This is a genomic window from Mycobacterium barrassiae (assembly GCF_025822765.1).
GTDB lineage: Bacteria > Actinomycetota > Actinomycetes > Mycobacteriales > Mycobacteriaceae > Mycobacterium > Mycobacterium barrassiae.
In genome coordinates this window covers 77,250-92,389 of the sequence record NZ_JACKUK010000009.1, presented here as the reverse complement: position 1 = coordinate 92,389, position 15,140 = coordinate 77,250, and the positions used below count along the sequence as shown (strand labels likewise).

At 65.3% G+C, this 15,140-nt stretch carries 16 protein-coding genes and 2 pseudogenes; 12 read left to right on the top strand and 6 right to left on the bottom strand.

Annotated elements, in window-relative coordinates:
- Positions 1-194: 194 nt before the first annotated feature.
- Positions 195-1,235: a GlxA family transcriptional regulator gene (locus H7J93_RS01230; protein ID WP_267304468.1), complete on the bottom strand. Its 1,041-nt coding sequence runs from the start codon at positions 1,233-1,235 to the stop codon at positions 195-197.
- Positions 1,236-1,408: 173 nt separating this feature from the next.
- On the opposite strand from H7J93_RS01230, the gene H7J93_RS01225 reads away from it, so the two are divergent.
- The 10 genes from H7J93_RS01225 to H7J93_RS29365 all read left to right on the top strand — a co-directional run bounded on the left by H7J93_RS01225 (position 1,409) and on the right by H7J93_RS29365 (position 8,283).
- Positions 1,409-1,930: a DUF1097 domain-containing protein gene (locus H7J93_RS01225; RefSeq protein ID WP_267304467.1), complete on the top strand. Its 522-nt coding sequence runs from the start codon at positions 1,409-1,411 to the stop codon at positions 1,928-1,930.
- Positions 1,930-2,664, top strand: coding sequence for a nitrile hydratase subunit beta (nthB, locus tag H7J93_RS01220; protein ID WP_267304466.1), 735 nt, complete (start codon positions 1,930-1,932; stop codon positions 2,662-2,664). The genes H7J93_RS01225 and nthB overlap by 1 nt, the downstream gene beginning before the upstream one ends.
- Positions 2,661-3,281 carry a nitrile hydratase subunit alpha gene (nthA, locus tag H7J93_RS01215; RefSeq protein WP_267304465.1) on the top strand — a complete coding sequence of 207 codons (621 nt, stop codon included), beginning with the start codon at positions 2,661-2,663 and terminating at the stop codon, positions 3,279-3,281. Before nthB ends, nthA begins: the two co-directional genes overlap by 4 nt.
- Positions 3,278-3,595 carry a nitrile hydratase accessory protein gene (locus tag H7J93_RS01210; RefSeq protein ID WP_083157017.1) on the top strand — a complete coding sequence of 106 codons (318 nt, stop codon included), beginning with the start codon at positions 3,278-3,280 and terminating at the stop codon, positions 3,593-3,595. Before nthA ends, H7J93_RS01210 begins: the two co-directional genes overlap by 4 nt.
- An 8-nt stretch (positions 3,596-3,603) precedes the next feature.
- A complete protein-coding gene (locus tag H7J93_RS01205) occupies positions 3,604-3,825 on the top strand; it encodes a CbtB domain-containing protein (protein ID WP_267304464.1) in 222 nt (73 codons plus the stop codon).
- Positions 3,816-4,619, top strand: a complete 804-nt coding sequence (locus H7J93_RS01200) for a CbtA family protein (RefSeq protein ID WP_267304463.1) — start codon at positions 3,816-3,818, stop codon at positions 4,617-4,619. Before H7J93_RS01205 ends, H7J93_RS01200 begins: the two co-directional genes overlap by 10 nt.
- 43 nt (positions 4,620-4,662) lie before the next feature.
- On the top strand, positions 4,663-4,866 hold the full coding sequence (locus H7J93_RS01195) for a DUF3072 domain-containing protein (RefSeq protein ID WP_083157014.1): 204 nt from the start codon (positions 4,663-4,665) through the stop codon (positions 4,864-4,866).
- 150 nt (positions 4,867-5,016) lie between these two features.
- On the top strand, positions 5,017-5,835 hold the full coding sequence (locus H7J93_RS01190) for a transglutaminase-like domain-containing protein (RefSeq protein ID WP_267304462.1): 819 nt from the start codon (positions 5,017-5,019) through the stop codon (positions 5,833-5,835).
- 40 nt (positions 5,836-5,875) lie between these two features.
- Positions 5,876-6,295 (top strand): pyridoxamine 5'-phosphate oxidase family protein, encoded by a 420-nt coding sequence (locus H7J93_RS01185; RefSeq protein ID WP_267304461.1) that lies wholly within the window; start codon positions 5,876-5,878, stop codon positions 6,293-6,295.
- Positions 6,296-6,414: 119 nt separating this feature from the next.
- A complete protein-coding gene (locus H7J93_RS29365; RefSeq protein WP_372507751.1) occupies positions 6,415-8,283 on the top strand; it encodes a serine/threonine protein kinase in 1,869 nt (622 codons plus the stop codon).
- On the opposite strand, the gene H7J93_RS01175 is transcribed toward H7J93_RS29365, so the two are convergent.
- The 3 genes from H7J93_RS01175 to H7J93_RS01165 are packed head-to-tail and all read right to left on the bottom strand — an operon-like array spanning position 8,284 to position 11,820.
- Positions 8,284-8,898: an RES family NAD+ phosphorylase gene (locus H7J93_RS01175; protein ID WP_267304460.1), complete on the bottom strand. Its 615-nt coding sequence runs from the start codon at positions 8,896-8,898 to the stop codon at positions 8,284-8,286.
- Positions 8,891-9,406: a hypothetical protein gene (locus tag H7J93_RS01170; RefSeq protein WP_267304459.1), complete on the bottom strand. Its 516-nt coding sequence runs from the start codon at positions 9,404-9,406 to the stop codon at positions 8,891-8,893. The genes H7J93_RS01175 and H7J93_RS01170 overlap by 8 nt, the downstream gene beginning before the upstream one ends.
- Positions 9,407-9,450: 44 nt before the next feature.
- Positions 9,451-11,820: an AAA family ATPase gene (locus H7J93_RS01165; protein WP_267304458.1), complete on the bottom strand. Its 2,370-nt coding sequence runs from the start codon at positions 11,818-11,820 to the stop codon at positions 9,451-9,453.
- A 50-nt stretch (positions 11,821-11,870) separates the two neighbouring features.
- On the opposite strand from H7J93_RS01165, the pseudogene H7J93_RS01160 reads away from it, so the two are divergent.
- Together H7J93_RS01160 and H7J93_RS01155 are read left to right on the top strand one after the other, a co-directional pair.
- A pseudogene (locus tag H7J93_RS01160) lies at positions 11,871-11,993 on the top strand (type II toxin-antitoxin system VapB family antitoxin); the annotation flags it as partial.
- Positions 11,984-12,259, top strand: a pseudogene (locus H7J93_RS01155) (type II toxin-antitoxin system VapC family toxin); the annotation flags it as partial. The pseudogenes H7J93_RS01160 and H7J93_RS01155, both read left to right, overlap by 10 nt.
- 15 nt (positions 12,260-12,274) lie before the next feature.
- Here H7J93_RS01155 and H7J93_RS01150 read toward each other — a convergent pair.
- Both H7J93_RS01150 and H7J93_RS01145 read right to left on the bottom strand, forming a co-directional pair.
- Entirely contained in the window at positions 12,275-13,639 is a 1,365-nt protein-coding gene (locus tag H7J93_RS01150) for a flavin monoamine oxidase family protein (protein WP_267304457.1), read from the bottom strand.
- A 258-nt stretch (positions 13,640-13,897) separates the two neighbouring features.
- A complete protein-coding gene (locus H7J93_RS01145) occupies positions 13,898-15,028 on the bottom strand; it encodes an esterase family protein (RefSeq protein WP_267304679.1) in 1,131 nt (376 codons plus the stop codon).
- Positions 15,029-15,140: the final 112 nt, after the last annotated feature.

Here is a 15,140-nt window from a genome sequence, read left to right as displayed (position 1 = left end):
GCAGGATCGCCGGGCGGCAAGAACTCGAGATGACCGAGACCCGCGCACTCCAGACACAACGCCTCGGTCCGACAATCGAGAAGCACCACCCCGGCGCGTCCACAGGCCGAGCACGAGCACGCACCCACCGCCAACATCGCATTCGACCTCATCACGGCCGACGCTAGATCGGCGGTCCGACATGCTCGCTCGAACTACGCCGGCGCTCCCACGCCCGTCGTCCGGAACCGCCTGCGATACGAGCTAGGGGAGACGCCCAGCGCGCGGCGGAACGTGCGCCGCATCGTGTCCGCTGATCCGAACCCCGCCCGTCGCGCCACCGCTTCCTGACTGTGATCGCCCGTCGCCAGCAGCACCTTGGCGGCCTCGACGCGCGCCCGTTCGACGAACCGGGCGGGCGTCGTCCCGACCTGGTCGTGGAACATCCGCACCAGATGCCGCTCGCTGACAGCCGCGCGATCGGCCATCGCCGCGAGCGAATGGTCCGCAGCGGGTTCGGCGACGACGGCGTCCAGGATCTCTCGCAGCCCCGTCGACACCGGCGATGCCGCCTCGGTCCACACACTGAACTGGGCCTGCCCGCCCGGCCGCTGCAGGAACACCACCATCCACCGCGCGACCCGCCGTGCCACGTCCGGCCCATAGTCGCTCTCCACCAGAGCCAGACCCAGGTCGATCCCGGCGCTGATCCCCGCCCCGGTGATGAACGGTCCGTCCTGCACGAACAACGAGTCCGGGTCCACCGAGATCTCGGGGTAGGCCCGCGCCAACTCCTGGCAGTGCGCCCAGTGCGTGGTGGCCCGGCGCCCGTCGAGCAGTCCCAGCTTGGCGAGCACGAACGCGCCCGTGCACACCGACGCCACCCGTCGTGCCCGCGGCGCCAGTTCGCGCACCATCTCCAACGCCGAGGCGACGACGTCGGGCGTCTGCTCCTCGGGGATGTCGTGCTCGCCGGGAGTGAAGGTGAAATCGGCGGGCACTCCGCCCGGCACGATCAATGTGTCGATCCGGTCGGGCACCTCATCGAGCGAGGTGTCGACGTTGAGGGTGACGAATGATGTTGTGTTGACCGGCTTTCCCTCCACCGACGCGAGGATCACCTCGTATCGCGCGCCGAAGTCGTTGGCGCGGGCGAAGATCTCCAGCGGCGCGGCGACGTCCTGCAGCGTGACCTTGTCGTAGAGCGCGAACACGATGGTCCTGCGCTGCCGTTGGGGTCGGCTCCCGTCGGACATCAGCTGCTGTCCTTTCGTGCCCCCGTCTGAAGTGGAGTCAAGATAGCTCGCGACTGTTACGTCCACGTTGCGGGCGAGCCAAGGTCCGGATTTGCGCGATTCGTGTCCGGTCCTGCGGGGCAGAGAAATTTGAGTGTAACTTCGGCGAAACCTACTGCCCTGAACCTCATTTCATGGATTCACGAACAGCTCTGACGCTGAGCATAGGCGTCCTCGGTGGACTGGCGGTCGCGCTCACCGCCGAAGTCATCACGGTACCCATCTGGGTGGTGTTCCTCACGTGGGCATCGTTCTTCTTCGTCGGCGGCGGCGTCACCGGATGGGTGCGATCGCTGTCGTCGAACCTGGTCGGCGTCGTGATCGCGTCGGCCAGCCTCTACGCCGCTCACCTGATGGGAGGCAGCCTGCTGGTCACCGCCATCGCCGTCGGTGTCGGCAGCGCTGTGATGGTGCAGGCGTCCTGGGTACCGCTGCTGGCTACCACCCCGGCCGTCGTCGTCGGCTTCGCCTCGACCGTGTCGACGGTCGCGGGCACCGGCAACACCATCACCGTCACGACCGTCTCCCACCCGGGCCTGGTCGCCGCCGTTGCGTGCGTCCTCGGGGCGTCCTTCGGATTGCTCTCGGAGTACCTCGCCAACGTCATGACGAAGAAGCCCGAAACCGCCCCGTCAACAGAAGGAAGCCCCGCCTGATGAAACTCCAGCACTATCTCGGCGGCCTGGAAGGTCTGCCCGAGTTCACGTTCGAAAAGCGTGTCTTCGTCGAAGAGTGGGAGAAGCGCATCTTCGGCATCCACGTCGCGATGATGGGGCTGTCGAACCACCTCGGCTCGGCGCTGCCGGCTTATCCCATCGACGAGGTGCCGACCACCTTCAAGGACGAGTGGACGTGGGCCGACCTGCGCACCGGCGCCGAGGCGATGAACCCCTTCGACTACTTCAAGTTCCGCTACTACGAGAAGTGGCTGGGCGGCATCACCCAGTTCTTCATCGACAAGGGCTACGTGACGGAGGAGGAGCTTGCCGAGCGCATCGCCGAAACACCGTCGGCGCCTGAGGGTTCCGGCGAGCCGGCGGTCGACGACCAGGTGATCTCCTACCTGAAACTGGGTGACAGCCCCCGTCGCGACGTCGCTCACCCGAAGTTCGCCGTCGGCGCGACGGTGCGCATCACCAACGTCCCGGCCGACGCGCACAGCCGCTTGCCCGGATACCTGCGTGGGCGCACCGGCACGGTGGAACGCGTCTTCGAAGGTGACTACGCCTACTTCTGCCGCACCGGCGACGGCATCGGCGACCCGATGCCGATCTACATCGTCGCGTTCGACCCCGCCGAGATCTGGGGCCCCCGTGCCGAAGACGGACCGCTGAGCCTGTACGCCGAGCTTTTCGAGGCCTACCTGGAACCCAATGAGGAGAAGGAATGACAGCACAGTTCGCCTACCCGCCCGACCGCGAGGAAGCCAGCGCCAAGAAGGCCGCTGCGCTGGAGTCGCTGCTGATCGAGAAGGGCGTCATCACCCCGCAGACCGTGGACAAGGTGCTCGCCTACTTCGAGACCGAGATGACCCCGCTGAACGGGAAGAAGATCGTCGTAAGGGCCTGGACCGACCCGGAATTCGCGGAGAAGATCGTCGTCGACACGCCCGCCGCCATCGCCGAACTGGACTTCCCCGAAGGGATGGCCGGCGCCGAGGGTGAGCACCTGCAGGCTGTCGCCAACACGCCTGGGGTGCACAACCTGGTGATCTGCACGCTGTGCTCCTGCTTCCCGTGGCCGGTGCTGGGCCTGCCGCCGTATTGGTACAAGGATCCGACGTTCCGTGCCCGGGCCGCCCGCGAACCGCGCAAGGTGCTCGCCGAGGTCGGCCTGGAGCTGCCCGCCGACACCGAGATCAAGGTGTGGGACTCCAGCGGCCACTCGCGGTGGTTCGTCATCCCCGAACGACCCGCAGGGACTGAGGATTTCACCGACGAGATGCTGATGGATCTGGTGACCACCGAGTCGATGATCGGGGTGGCGCTGGCGGGGCAGGCGTCATGAAGCTGCATGCAACCTGCACCACCGACCAGGCGGCGCCGCAGTTCGACCACGAATGGCAGCGTCGGGCGTTCGGGTTGGCGCTCGCGCTGTCGGAGTTCCGGCACTACCAGTGGAGTGAGTTCCAGCAGACGCTCATTGAGACGATCGGCGAGTGGGAGAACACGCCCGAATCCGAACGCGGAGACTGGGAGTACTACGACCACTGGGTCGCGACGCTGGAGAAGCTCGTCGACCGCCACGAACTGTTGACGGCGCCTGTGCTGACCGACGCCAACGACCACGCTCTGCCTGTCGCACACGACCACGACCACTGAGGAGTCCCATGAGCAACGCCAAAGCCGCTGCGGCCCCGCGCATCAACGTTCGAACCGCCGCACCAGCACTCGCGATCGCGGCCCGGCTGACCGCGATCACGATGCTCGCGCTGATCGCCTACTACTTCGTCGGCTACGACCAGGGCGCGGTGTCGGTGTTCGGCAACGACACCCACGTCCACGAGTTCCTGCACGACGCCCGTCACCTGCTGGGGTTCCCATGCCACTAAGTGGGGAAATACCCTCCGCCGTCCGCTATCTGGTGCCCGGAGCGGTCGCCAGCCTGGCGGCGTTCGCGTTCAGTCGAGTGATGATCGAGCCGTTGATCGGCATCGCCGTGGACTACGAGGGGCAGCGCGAACTTGTTGAGTCGGAGTTGACCGGCGAGCACGGGCATGGGCATGAGTTGTTCGCCCGGGCGGTGCAAGAGAACGTCGGCGCCGCGGTCGGCATCGTTGTGTTCGGCATCGTGATGGGTGTGCTGTTCGCGGTGGCCCACACCGTGATGCGAACGGCGTTGGAACGACGGGGGTTTGCGCCCGATCCCACCGGACTGGCGCTACTGCTGTCGGCGGGCATGTTTGTGGCGATCGCCTTCGTGCCTTCGCTGAAGTATCCGGCGAACCCACCGACGGTCGGACTGGATGAGACTACGGGGGTGCGCAGTTCGACGTTCCTGACGATGACGGCGCTCTCCGTTGTGGCGGCCTGCATCGCGGTGGCGGCCGGGCTGGCGTTGGCACGGCAGTGGGGTGCCTGGCGGGCGTCGGCGTTTGCGGCCGGCGGTTATGCCGCGGTGATGCTGGGCGTGGCGACCGTGCTGCCGAGCTTCTACGAGGTCCCCGCGCCGATCGCCGGGCCCGACGGACTGCTGCTCGACGGCTTCCCCGCAGAGGTGCTGGCTGACTTCCGGGTCTACACGACGCTGAACCAGGCGTTGATGTGGCTGATGATCGGCGTCGTCACCGCGGTGCTTATGGCGGCGTGGCGGCGCGTCGAGAAGGAGTCCGCCAGCTTCGTGTAGCAACCAATGTTTCGAACGTGCGTGCGACGGTTATCCCGGCGGCATGAGCAACGCACCTGCCGAGAATGCCGAGAAGGACCGTGACGACTGGGTGACCGGCGACGAGCCGATGACCGGACCACAGCGCAGTTACCTCAACACCCTTGCGCAGGAGGCCGGCCGAGAGGTGCCGGACGACCTGACCAAGGCGCAGGCGTCGGAGATCATCGACGAGTTGCAGCAGCAGACCGGTCGCGGTGTCGGGTGATCGCGCCGACCTGCCGAATCTCATTGACACCGCTAGGGTTGACTCCGATACGCGTGCACGGTTCAGCAGACTGCCGTCGGTGATCATTCTGACTATCTACGGAAGCGGTGTGCGATGGCTCTTTGGCGACGATCGAAGACGGTGGATGACATGCCGACCACAGGGCTGAAGCGAGACGTCGGCGCGGAGCTCGAGGTGGAGGTCACGTCGCCGACCACGCTCGAGTTTCAGATCGCCGTCGCCGATCACCCGGGCGCGCAGGTGACGGAGTCGCTCACGTTCACCTGCAACGGCAAGCGCATCACCCCGGACGAGATCATCGGCGAGCACGGCACACGGATTCATCGCTTCGCGGCGCCCGAGGGCACTGTCACTGCGTCCTATGCGGCGACGGTTCTAGGGCAGGCCGAGCCTGCGCCGGTGCGCGACATCGATTTGATCACGTATCTGCGCCCGAGCCGCTATGCCGAGGCTGACAAGTTCTTCGGTTTCGCCGCAACGGAATTCGAGCAGTACGTCGAGTCGGAGACGCTGCTGGAGAAGGTGTCGTCGTGGGTGGGCACCCGGCTGAGTTACGTGCCGGGATCGAGCGATCCGATCGACGGGGCGGCGGACACTGTGCTCGCCGGTGAGGGCGTGTGCCGCGACTACGCACACCTGGTGGTCGCGCTGCTGCGCGCGGTGAACGTGCCCGCGCGTCTGGTCGCGGTCTACGCGCCGGGGTGTGAGCCGATGGACTTCCACGCGGTCGCCGAGGCGTACGTCGACGGGGTGTGGCGTGTGGTGGATGCGACGTGTCTGGCGCCGCGGCAGTCCATGGTGCGGATCGCGACCGGACGCGACGCCGCCGATACCGCATTTCTCGACAATCACAAGGGCGCGATCACGCTGAAGAACATGGAGGTGACAGCGGTGGTCGATGGCGACCTGCCGCATGACTCCGTGCACGACCTTGTCTCGCTGCACTGACGCGGGGAATGCGATCCGTCGGGGCACGGTTGCGCCCTGCATGGGCAAGATGACCACCGAAGAGCGCGAAAAGTTCCTGTCCGACGTCCACGTCGGCGTGATCGCGGTCGAGCGACCGGACCGCGCCCCGTTCAGCGTCCCCATCTGGTACGGCTACGAGCCGGGAGGCGAGGTGCTGTTGTGGACGGAGTCGGGGACCCTCAAGCATCGGCTGATTCGCGATGCCGGCCGGTTCTCGATCACCGCGCAGGACGAGACGCCGCCGTATCGGTACGTGACCGCGGAGGGCGACGTCACCGACATCAGCCCCGCGACGGACGCCGAGGTGCGCCAGGTCGCGATCCGCTACCTCGGCGAGGAGGCGGGCAACCAGTTCACCGATGAAAACCTGGGGCAGACGTCGATCGTCATCCGGATGCGGCCGCAGCGGTGGCTGAGTTTCGACTACTCGGACGAGTGACCGTCACGCCTGCAAGGTGACAGATTTGGCCTAGACGAACGCTGCATCGTTCGATGGAGTCGATGGGCCCTCTCGCGAACAGGGGTTATTGCTGAACCCTTTCTGGGTACCATCTCGACATGTTAGCGAACGGTTCGAAGTTTGCTGGCTACACGATAGAGCGGCAGCTTGGGGCTGGAGGAATGGGCGAGGTCTACCTCGCCCGGCACCCTCGCTTACCCAGGCACGACGCGATCAAGGTATTGCGGTCGGATATCTCGTCGGACCCCGATTACATGGAGCGGTTCAATCGGGAAGCCGACCTTGCATCAAAGCTCTGGCATCCGCACATTGTCGGTATCCACGACCGCGGTAAGTACAGGGGCCGGCTGTGGATCTCGATGGACTTCGTGGACGGCATCGACGCTGGCCGTCTGCTGGAGGAGTATCCAGACGGGATGCCGCCGGAAATGGTGCTCGACATCGTCAGGGCGGCTGCGTCAGCACTCGACTATGCACACGGCATGAATCTGCTGCACCGCGACATCAAACCTGCCAACTTGTTGGTCGCCGACCTCAACCAGGCTGATCGGCGAGTGTTGTTGGCCGACTTCGGCGTTGCACGTGATCTCTCTGACACAGGCAGCGGGGCCTTAACTGCTACCAACATGACTGTCGGCACGGCCGCGTACGCGTCGCCAGAGCAGCTGATGGGGCTCGACCTCGACGGTAGAGCCGATCAATACTCGTTGGCGGCGACTGCGTATCACTTGCTGACGGGCGAGCACCTATTCCAGCACTCAAATCCTGCGGTGGTTATCGGCAAGCATCTCAACTCGGAGCCGCCGAGGATCGGCGTTACCCGCCCGGACCTGCGCCGGTTTGATGAGGCGCTCACGCGCGCCTTGTCCAAGAATCCGAACGATCGGTATGCGACGTGCATGGAGTTCGCCCGTGCACTCGAACAGGGGGCAGAACCCGAAGCTGCCACGGTACTGAGCCCGAACGTCGTCGAGACGATGGTGGCTCCTGCGGTGCCAGCAGGTTACCCATCACCGGTCCAGATGCCTTTGATGACTGAACCATTAGCGAAGCCGGCCAACGCCAGGCACAAGCGGGTGGGTATTGCGCTGGCTGCTACGGCCGTGTTGGTGGCCATCGCTGTAGTCGGCTACTTCGCGCTGCAACCTGGCGACGAAACTCGCCCCACCGAACCGTTCACGATCACTGGGCAGGTCGTGCTTGCTGGCGACCCGTTGAAGACAAAGGGGCTACCCGCAGACTATAAGTGCGCTGGGGCAGGGGATTTCGGTGACATTGGGCCTAACACGCCGATACTCGTCGAAGACGAGGCTGGGAAATTGCTCGCGAAGGGATCGATCCAAGGGAGCAAAACCAGCGACGACGGTTGCTTGATGACGTTCAAGGTGAGTGAAGTGCCCGCGGGTTCGCAGTTCTACCGGGTACAGGTTGGCCAACGGCAGATGGGCTACACGGAAGAGGAGGCTCGGTCCGGCATCGAGTTCGTAGTGGGTGCGACGGATCCTGATCCGAAAACAACTGTTGCACGGCCATCGTCGCCGACGCGCACCGTCACCGTGACGCCCACTCCTAACTTGGAGCAGCAGAGCCTGGCGCGGTTGCAAGCGATGGCGCGAGATGATCGACCGTATGTCGCTGCTGTGCTTGCCGACAAGTGGATACCGCAAATCAGTTCCAAGAAGGTGGGTTTGGTGGCGAAAGGCATCACCTGGGACAACCAAGCGATCTTGGCCGAGCACCAACGGCTGAGGAACATGTATCCGGACGTCAAGCTGTTGTGGTCGGGGGACTGGTCGACCTTCGACAGCGGCAACTTTTGGGTAACCGTCGTCGGCCTCTGGTCCTACGACTTCTACGACGTGCTCGGGTGGTGCGTCGAGCAAGGCTTCGACCGCGAAAATTGCCTCGCGAAGAAGGTTAGTACGACGCTTCCAGTCGCAGGCAGCACCAAGTTGCTCCCCGAGTGACTAGCCGAGATCCCAGTTGACCGTAAAACCTTGGTGCAGGACGAGTTCCGTCAGTACATCGCTGCGCCTACCGAGACGCCAACTCTCGACGGTGAATCCGTCGACCCCGAAGAACGCATAGTTCAGCGACGACTCCGGCGTCGTGCGGGACCGGTAGACGATCGCGTCGACATCGGCCCACCAGCGCCTCACGGCGTCCGCCAGCCGATGACAGGTCGCCCAGATATCCGGGTGCTGCCCGGTGCTGATCTGATCGTCGATCTGCAGCACGTCGAGGTTCTTCTCGGTACGCAGGTCGAGCACCCGCAGATTGCACGACGCCACCAGCCGCACCAGATGATGCGTTCGATGATCAGCGGGGATGACGAGGCCCGTCGACCGGTACCGCTCTCGCAACGCGCCGACGAGCGTCGCTCCGGCGTAGCGGGTACGGAACGCGCCCGACGCCGGGTCGAAGCGATAGCGCGGTTCGGGAAATCCGGCCCAGTCCCATTTCGAGGGTGGCGTCGCGTCTGCCCGCCACATCTCGGTGCCGGCCGGTATCGACCGCCGCCGCAGGCCGACGGGCCTGTCTTCGGGGAACGGGCCGAGGTAGCCCGCGGGGAGCTCAGGCACCGAGCGAGTTCAGCATCCGCCACGCGCTCTCGGCGGTCTTGGGTTTGCGCAGGGCCTCGGCGATCGACGTGTTGCCGAGTTCCTCATGTTTGAGCCGCATGATCCGGTCCGCCGCGAGCGGGTCGGCGGTGAAACGCCCCAGCAGCTCGAGTATCCGCGGCAGGTCTTCGCGCAGTCGACCACCATCGAATTGCCAAGCAGGAAACCATGTCTGGTTGCCGACCGCAGTGCCGATCAATTTGCCGCGGCTGCGCAGCCGATGTACCGCCTGCGGCGTGCGCAGCTTCAACAGCTTCTGTACCTCCGACGTCCGCATCGCCCCGGCGACGAAGTCCTCGACCAGGGCGGCGCGGCGCTGGTCGCTCAGCCTGCGTGCCGCCGTTTTCTCGAGGGTGCCCTGCGGAGCCGTCGGCGCCGTGAGCAGCGCATCGAGCACCCGAGCGAATCGCGAGTCCTTCTGCGCACGGGCGGCCACCTGATTGGCAAGGGGGACGACAGCAGCGGTCATGCTTCAAGCCTACGCCTCAATTGAAACAATCGAAACAGGATAGGTTACCTGCCCGCCAGCCAGGTGAAGAACTCTTCGGCGGTGAACACCGCTTTGCCGTATTCCTGCGCCTTTCGGGCCTTCCCCGACTGCGTGCCTGCTTCTGCGGTGACCAACACCTCGCAGCGTGTCTTCGTCACTGACCGCACCGGTGTGAGACCGGCTGATGCGGCCAACCGCTCCATCTCGTCACGTTCAACGATTTGTCCGGCCGCGTCTAAAGCCGTTCCTGTGAAGCAAATCCGAGCACCCGGCACCAACGTCGTGGCGATGTCGTGACGCGCCACCGTTGCCACCCCGGTCGCCACGTCGACCCCGAGCAGAACCGAAGCGTCGTGCAGCCGTGCCACCACCTCATCGGGTAACAGGGTTCGCGTCGCCGCCGCCCGGAGTTGGTCTGCGACCGACTGTCGAGCCGCAGCATCCCACGTCGTCTCGTCACGTCCATCGAGCTCGTTGGCGGACAGCCCACCCAGTAGCACCCCTCCGACGTCACGGCTGATGCGAAGCAACGCCGACAGCGCCGGCAGGTGATGGGCCGACGGTGTTTTCACGGAGTGATCGCGGCTGACCAGGAGGCCTGAAACCGCTTCCGCCGGTTCAGGTTCCTCGAACGCCGACGAGCCACCCTGGGCGTCGACCGAGGTGTGCGCCCTCAGGGCTGACTGTGCCCGTTCCAAGGCCGTACGGCCCGTCACCGGCACCCGTCCGAGCTCGACGCCGAGCGGCATCGCCGTCACGTATCCCAGTCGCTTGAGCTCGAAGTCGATCAGCCCCAGCGATTCGTCGACTCCGACGCCCACCGGTGTGCAGCCGGCGAGCATCGGTGCGATCACTGCCCACGCTTCGCGCAGCGTCGGCGCCAGAAGTACGTCAGACACACTGATCCCGTATGTATTCCGTGCGTCCGCGAGGTCGCGCTGCGGGTTGATCAAGGTCGACAGTCCGGTGCCGTCATCGAACGCGACCGCCAACTCGACCGGCCGGGGGCGCGACATCCGGCCCTCGTCGCCGACAGTCAGCATGCCGATCGCGCAATATCGGCGCGACCCGGCGTCCCCGGCCGAGTCGCGCAGAAAGCGTGCGATGCGCCGGTCCGTCTTCAGATCCTTCGGCAGGACAGGGCGTTTCAATACCAGACCTGCCAGCGAGGTGCACCGGCTCAGCGCCACGTAGAGCTGACCCGTCGAGAACATGCCGCCGGAGAGGTCCACGACCAGCCGGTCCAGTGTCTGACCCTGGCTCTTGTGGATCGTGATCGCCCACGCCAGCTTGAACGGCAGCTGTGTGAATGTCCCGATCACTTCGTGCCGCAACGAACCACCCTCGACCACCGGTCGAGTGGCCTCCCACGTAAAGGGGGCGACGTCGGCACATGACCCGTCGGCGAATTCGACTTCGACGACCGCGCCGTAGCGGTCGTAATCCACGCCGATGACGCGTCCGATCGAGCCGTTGACCCACCGGTCACCCTGATCGTTGTTGAGCATCATCACCTGGGCGCCGACCTTGAACCGGAGTTCGTCCTCGATCGGCTTGTCGAAGAGGGACAAGTCGCCCGATTCCCTTGCCCTGTGCAACAGCTCGTCGCCTGGGAGCCGTTCCAGCTGCTGGCGGTTGCGCGCTGTCACCAGTCGATTGGTCGGCGCCAGCGTCAACCAGAATTCGTCGTCCGGAGGCACAAAGTCCCGATTCGCGCGGGCATTGAGTTGCTCCTGAGCGTGGCCGAGCAGCACGCCTTCACGAATCTCGTTGAGGATGGCCGTCATCCGGTCATCGCCGAGCTGTCGGAACACCGTTGTCAGGGACACGGTGGGAAAGTCGTCCCGGCTGAACTTGCGGGCGGAGAAGAAGTACGGAGTCGGGTAGACCGTTGAGAAGTAAGCTGCTTCGCCGTCGCGGATCACCGGTGGCAGCTGGTAGAGGTCGCCGACCAACACGATCTGCACGCCTCCGAACGGCGAGCCGGGCGCGGGACCGAACCGCTCCAGCGCACCGGCGATCATGTCGAACATGTCGGCGCGGACCATGGACGCCTCGTCGATGATCAACGTTTGCAGCGAAGACAGAGTCTTGGTGAAGCGGCCGGGCCGGTAGTCGCCACCGTTGACGTCGTCGACGGTGGTTGTGGTGCGGAAGCCGAACAGTCGGTGAATGGTGTAGCCGTTGACGTTGAGGGCGGCGATGCCCGTCGGCGCGACGACCACCACGTTGCGGTCGGTGTTCGCCATGAAGGTGCGGATCAACGTCGACTTACCGGTGCCGGCCTTACCGGTGAGGAACATGTGCTTGCCGTCGCCCAGCAGCGCCAACGCGTGACGGAACTCGTCGGTGAGGACGATCTCGCGTTCGGCAGGCAGATGGTCGGCGGCCATCGCCCCAACGTAGACCGCGGTCCGTCCACAGCGCCTCACCGGCACTCAACATCAAAGATGAGGCGGTCAAGCGGATCGCTGCGATCACCGGCGAATCCCAAGACCAAGGGGTGGCGACGGCGGTGCGTGAGCGGCTCGCCAAGCTGGAGAAGGACGACCTCGCTGCTCGATTGTTCTTGACAGCCACCGGGATCCCGTCGTCAGCCGCAGCCTCGACGAGCTACTTGCAGAGGCCGAGTTCGTGATCGACCCAGTGACCGAGCACCACGCTCGTCTGGCTCGTCAGGCCTACGTCGACTTCGGCAAAGGCAGCGGCCACCCCGCCGGCCTGAACGCCGGCGATTGTCTCTCCTACGCGCTGGCACTCGACACACGCGAACCGTTGCTGTGGAAGGGAGACGATTTCGAGCACACGGGTATTGCGTCCGCACTCGGTTGACGTAGCCGGTCCGGGTCAGGCGACCGTCATCGCCTCGCGCTCCATCACCTCGGCGGCGGCGCGCTCACCCGAGCGGACCGCGCCGTCGATGAAGCCGTACATGACCGCCGAGCTTTCTGTTCCTGCCCAGTGGATCCGGCCACACGGCTCCCGCAATGCCGGTCCGAACTCGGTGAGTACACCCGGCGGCGTGTGGGCGATCATCCCGCCGCCCGAATACCGCTCGATGGTCCAGTTCTGCTCGACGTAGTCCGTCAGCGCCCGCGCCTTGTCGCCAAACCTCTCGGCCACCGCATCGATCACGCCTTGCTTGCGGTCCTCCTCACTGAGGGTGGTCATCTTTCGCGCCTCTGGCCCTTCGGTGATGACACACAGCACGGCAGGCGATGGATTATCGGTGCTGGCGTCGATCGTCAGATTGGCCATCGACCCCGGCGCAAACGACTGGCCCGACAACCCCTCCGCACGCCACCACGGCTCGTCGTAGACCAACGCGATCTTGTACACCGCCCCCGACGGCATCCGCTGGTGCAGGAACGACCGATCCATCGGCAGCATCGGTTCGAAATTGATCTGGCTCGCAATGGAAACCGGCACCGCCACGATCGCCCGCCGGGCCCGCACCACCATGTCATCGGATCGCACTTCCACGCCGTCGCCATCCTGCGCGATGCTGCGCACCGGCTGCGACAGATGGATCGCATCGCCGAGTTCGTCGGAGATCGCCCGGTGAATCGCGCCCATCCCGCCGACCACTCGCTCATCTTCGGCGGCGTCCTTCACCCCGAGCACAAAACTCGGCCCGCCCGCCGCGGCCATCTGATACAGCACAAACAGCAGCGAAATCTCTGATGCCGCAGAGGTATACAGTCCGGCGACGGAGGCCTCGAGCAACTCACGCGCCGGCTTTGACAGGGTGTTGCGGTCCAGCCATCCCGCCCAGGTGGTCTGATCCCACTTCTTCGCCTTCGGCGCATCCCACGGCGCCTCCGGGTCGATCTGCTTGCACATCTGTGTCAACTCGAGGAACACCGTCCCGATGTTGGCCACCGCCCACGGGCTCATCGAGAACGGAATCGTGCCCTTGTAGCGGTACTTCTTGCCGTCGATGAACATCATCGCGTCGCCTTCGGTGGGCTGCTTGTAACTCGGGATGCCGAACTCTTTCATCAGCGCGTAGATCGCGTCCTGGCCCGGCCCGATCCAGGCGCCGCCGCGGTCGATCCACACCCCGTCGTCGCGGGTCTCGGTCCACGTGCGGCCCCCGACCCGGTCCCGCGCCTCCAGCAGTGCCACCGAGTGGCCCGCCTGCTTCAACCGCAATGCCGCCGTGAGCCCGGCGAATCCGGCACCCACTACGCAGTAATCGACATCGACCATGAGACACCTCTGCTGTCCTCGCGCAGGGCCGAAGGCGCGGCGGCCGAGTGCACTTTCGCTCGTGCCCGGACGGACGCGAGATGAATTCAGTTATTAGACATGCGCCTAACAGTATTAGACATACGCCTAATTATCACGGGTGTCAATGGGCCGCGTCCGGAATTCGGCAACTTTTCATGATGCGGCTGTGCGCGGCCTGAATAGCCGACTACCAGCGGCTTGACGCAAAGCCCGGCTAGTAATTGCGAACGGTAGTAACTATCCCGTCGGGACCAGGTTCAGCCCGGGCGCCACGGGCGCCGGCGCCGCTGGCACCGCAGCGCGGGGTGCCGCAGGCACAGCGACCCGAGGTGCCGCTGGTGCAACCCGCGGCGCGGCGACCTGAGGTGCTGCGGGCGGTGCTGCCGGGGCAGCCGGCGGCGCTCCAGGGGGCGGGGGAGCCGGCGCGGGCGGAGGCGGCGGAGGCGTGAGGATGCGCAGGATGTCCGGCTTCATCTGCTGCAGCTGGGCGCCCCAGTACCCCCAGCTGTGCGTGCCGTTCGGCGGGAAGTGGAACACCGCGTTGCGTCCGCCCGCGGCCAGGTACTTCTCCTGGAACTCCTTGTTGGTGGCCAGCGTGATGTTCTCGAGGTACCCGGCGCTGAACTGCTGCCCGAATCCGCCGTCGCCCGTATCGAGGTCGCTCAACACGCCGTTGCCGCAGTAGATCCACAGCGCCGTGCGATTGGCCACCAGCCGATTGATGTTGAGCATCGGGTCGTTGCGCTGCCACGCCGGGTTGTTCGGCGGGCCCCACATGTCGACCGCCCGGTAGCCGCCGGCGTCCATCATCGCGAACCCGATCAGCGTCGGCCACATCCCCTTCGACGGGTTCAGGTAACCCGACAGCGACGCGGCGAAGAAGAACTGCTGCGGATGCCACGCGGCCAACGTCAACGCCGCGCCACCCGACATCGACAGTCCTACAACGGCATTGCCGCGCGGATCCTGCTGCCGGTTCGCCATCAACCAGGTCGGCAGCTCGTTGGTCAGGAACGTCTCCCACTTGTAGGTCAACGTCCCGTTGAAGCCTTTCGCCGGGGCGTACCAGTCGCTGTAGAAGCTCGACTGCCCGCCGACGGGCATCACCACCGACACCCCGGACTCGTAGAACCACTCGAACGCCGCGGTGTTGATGTCCCAGCCGTTGAAGTCGTCCTGCGCGCGAAGACCGTCGAGCAGATACACCGCATGCGGTCCGCCGCCCTGGAACTGCACCTTGATGTCGCGGCCCATCGACGGTGACGGCACGCTGAGCATCTCGACGGGCAAGCCCTCGCGCGAATATGCCGATGCCTGCGGCGCCGAAACCATCGTCAATGCGGCGGCCACCAGCCCCACGACGGCCATCAACACTTGAGCGCGACGTCCCCGATCTCCAGCCACGCCGCGAAATTAGCAGCGCCGTTGCGGCGATCCGTGCTCCCGCGCGGGGCAGTGACCACCTTGTTATCGAGCTTGT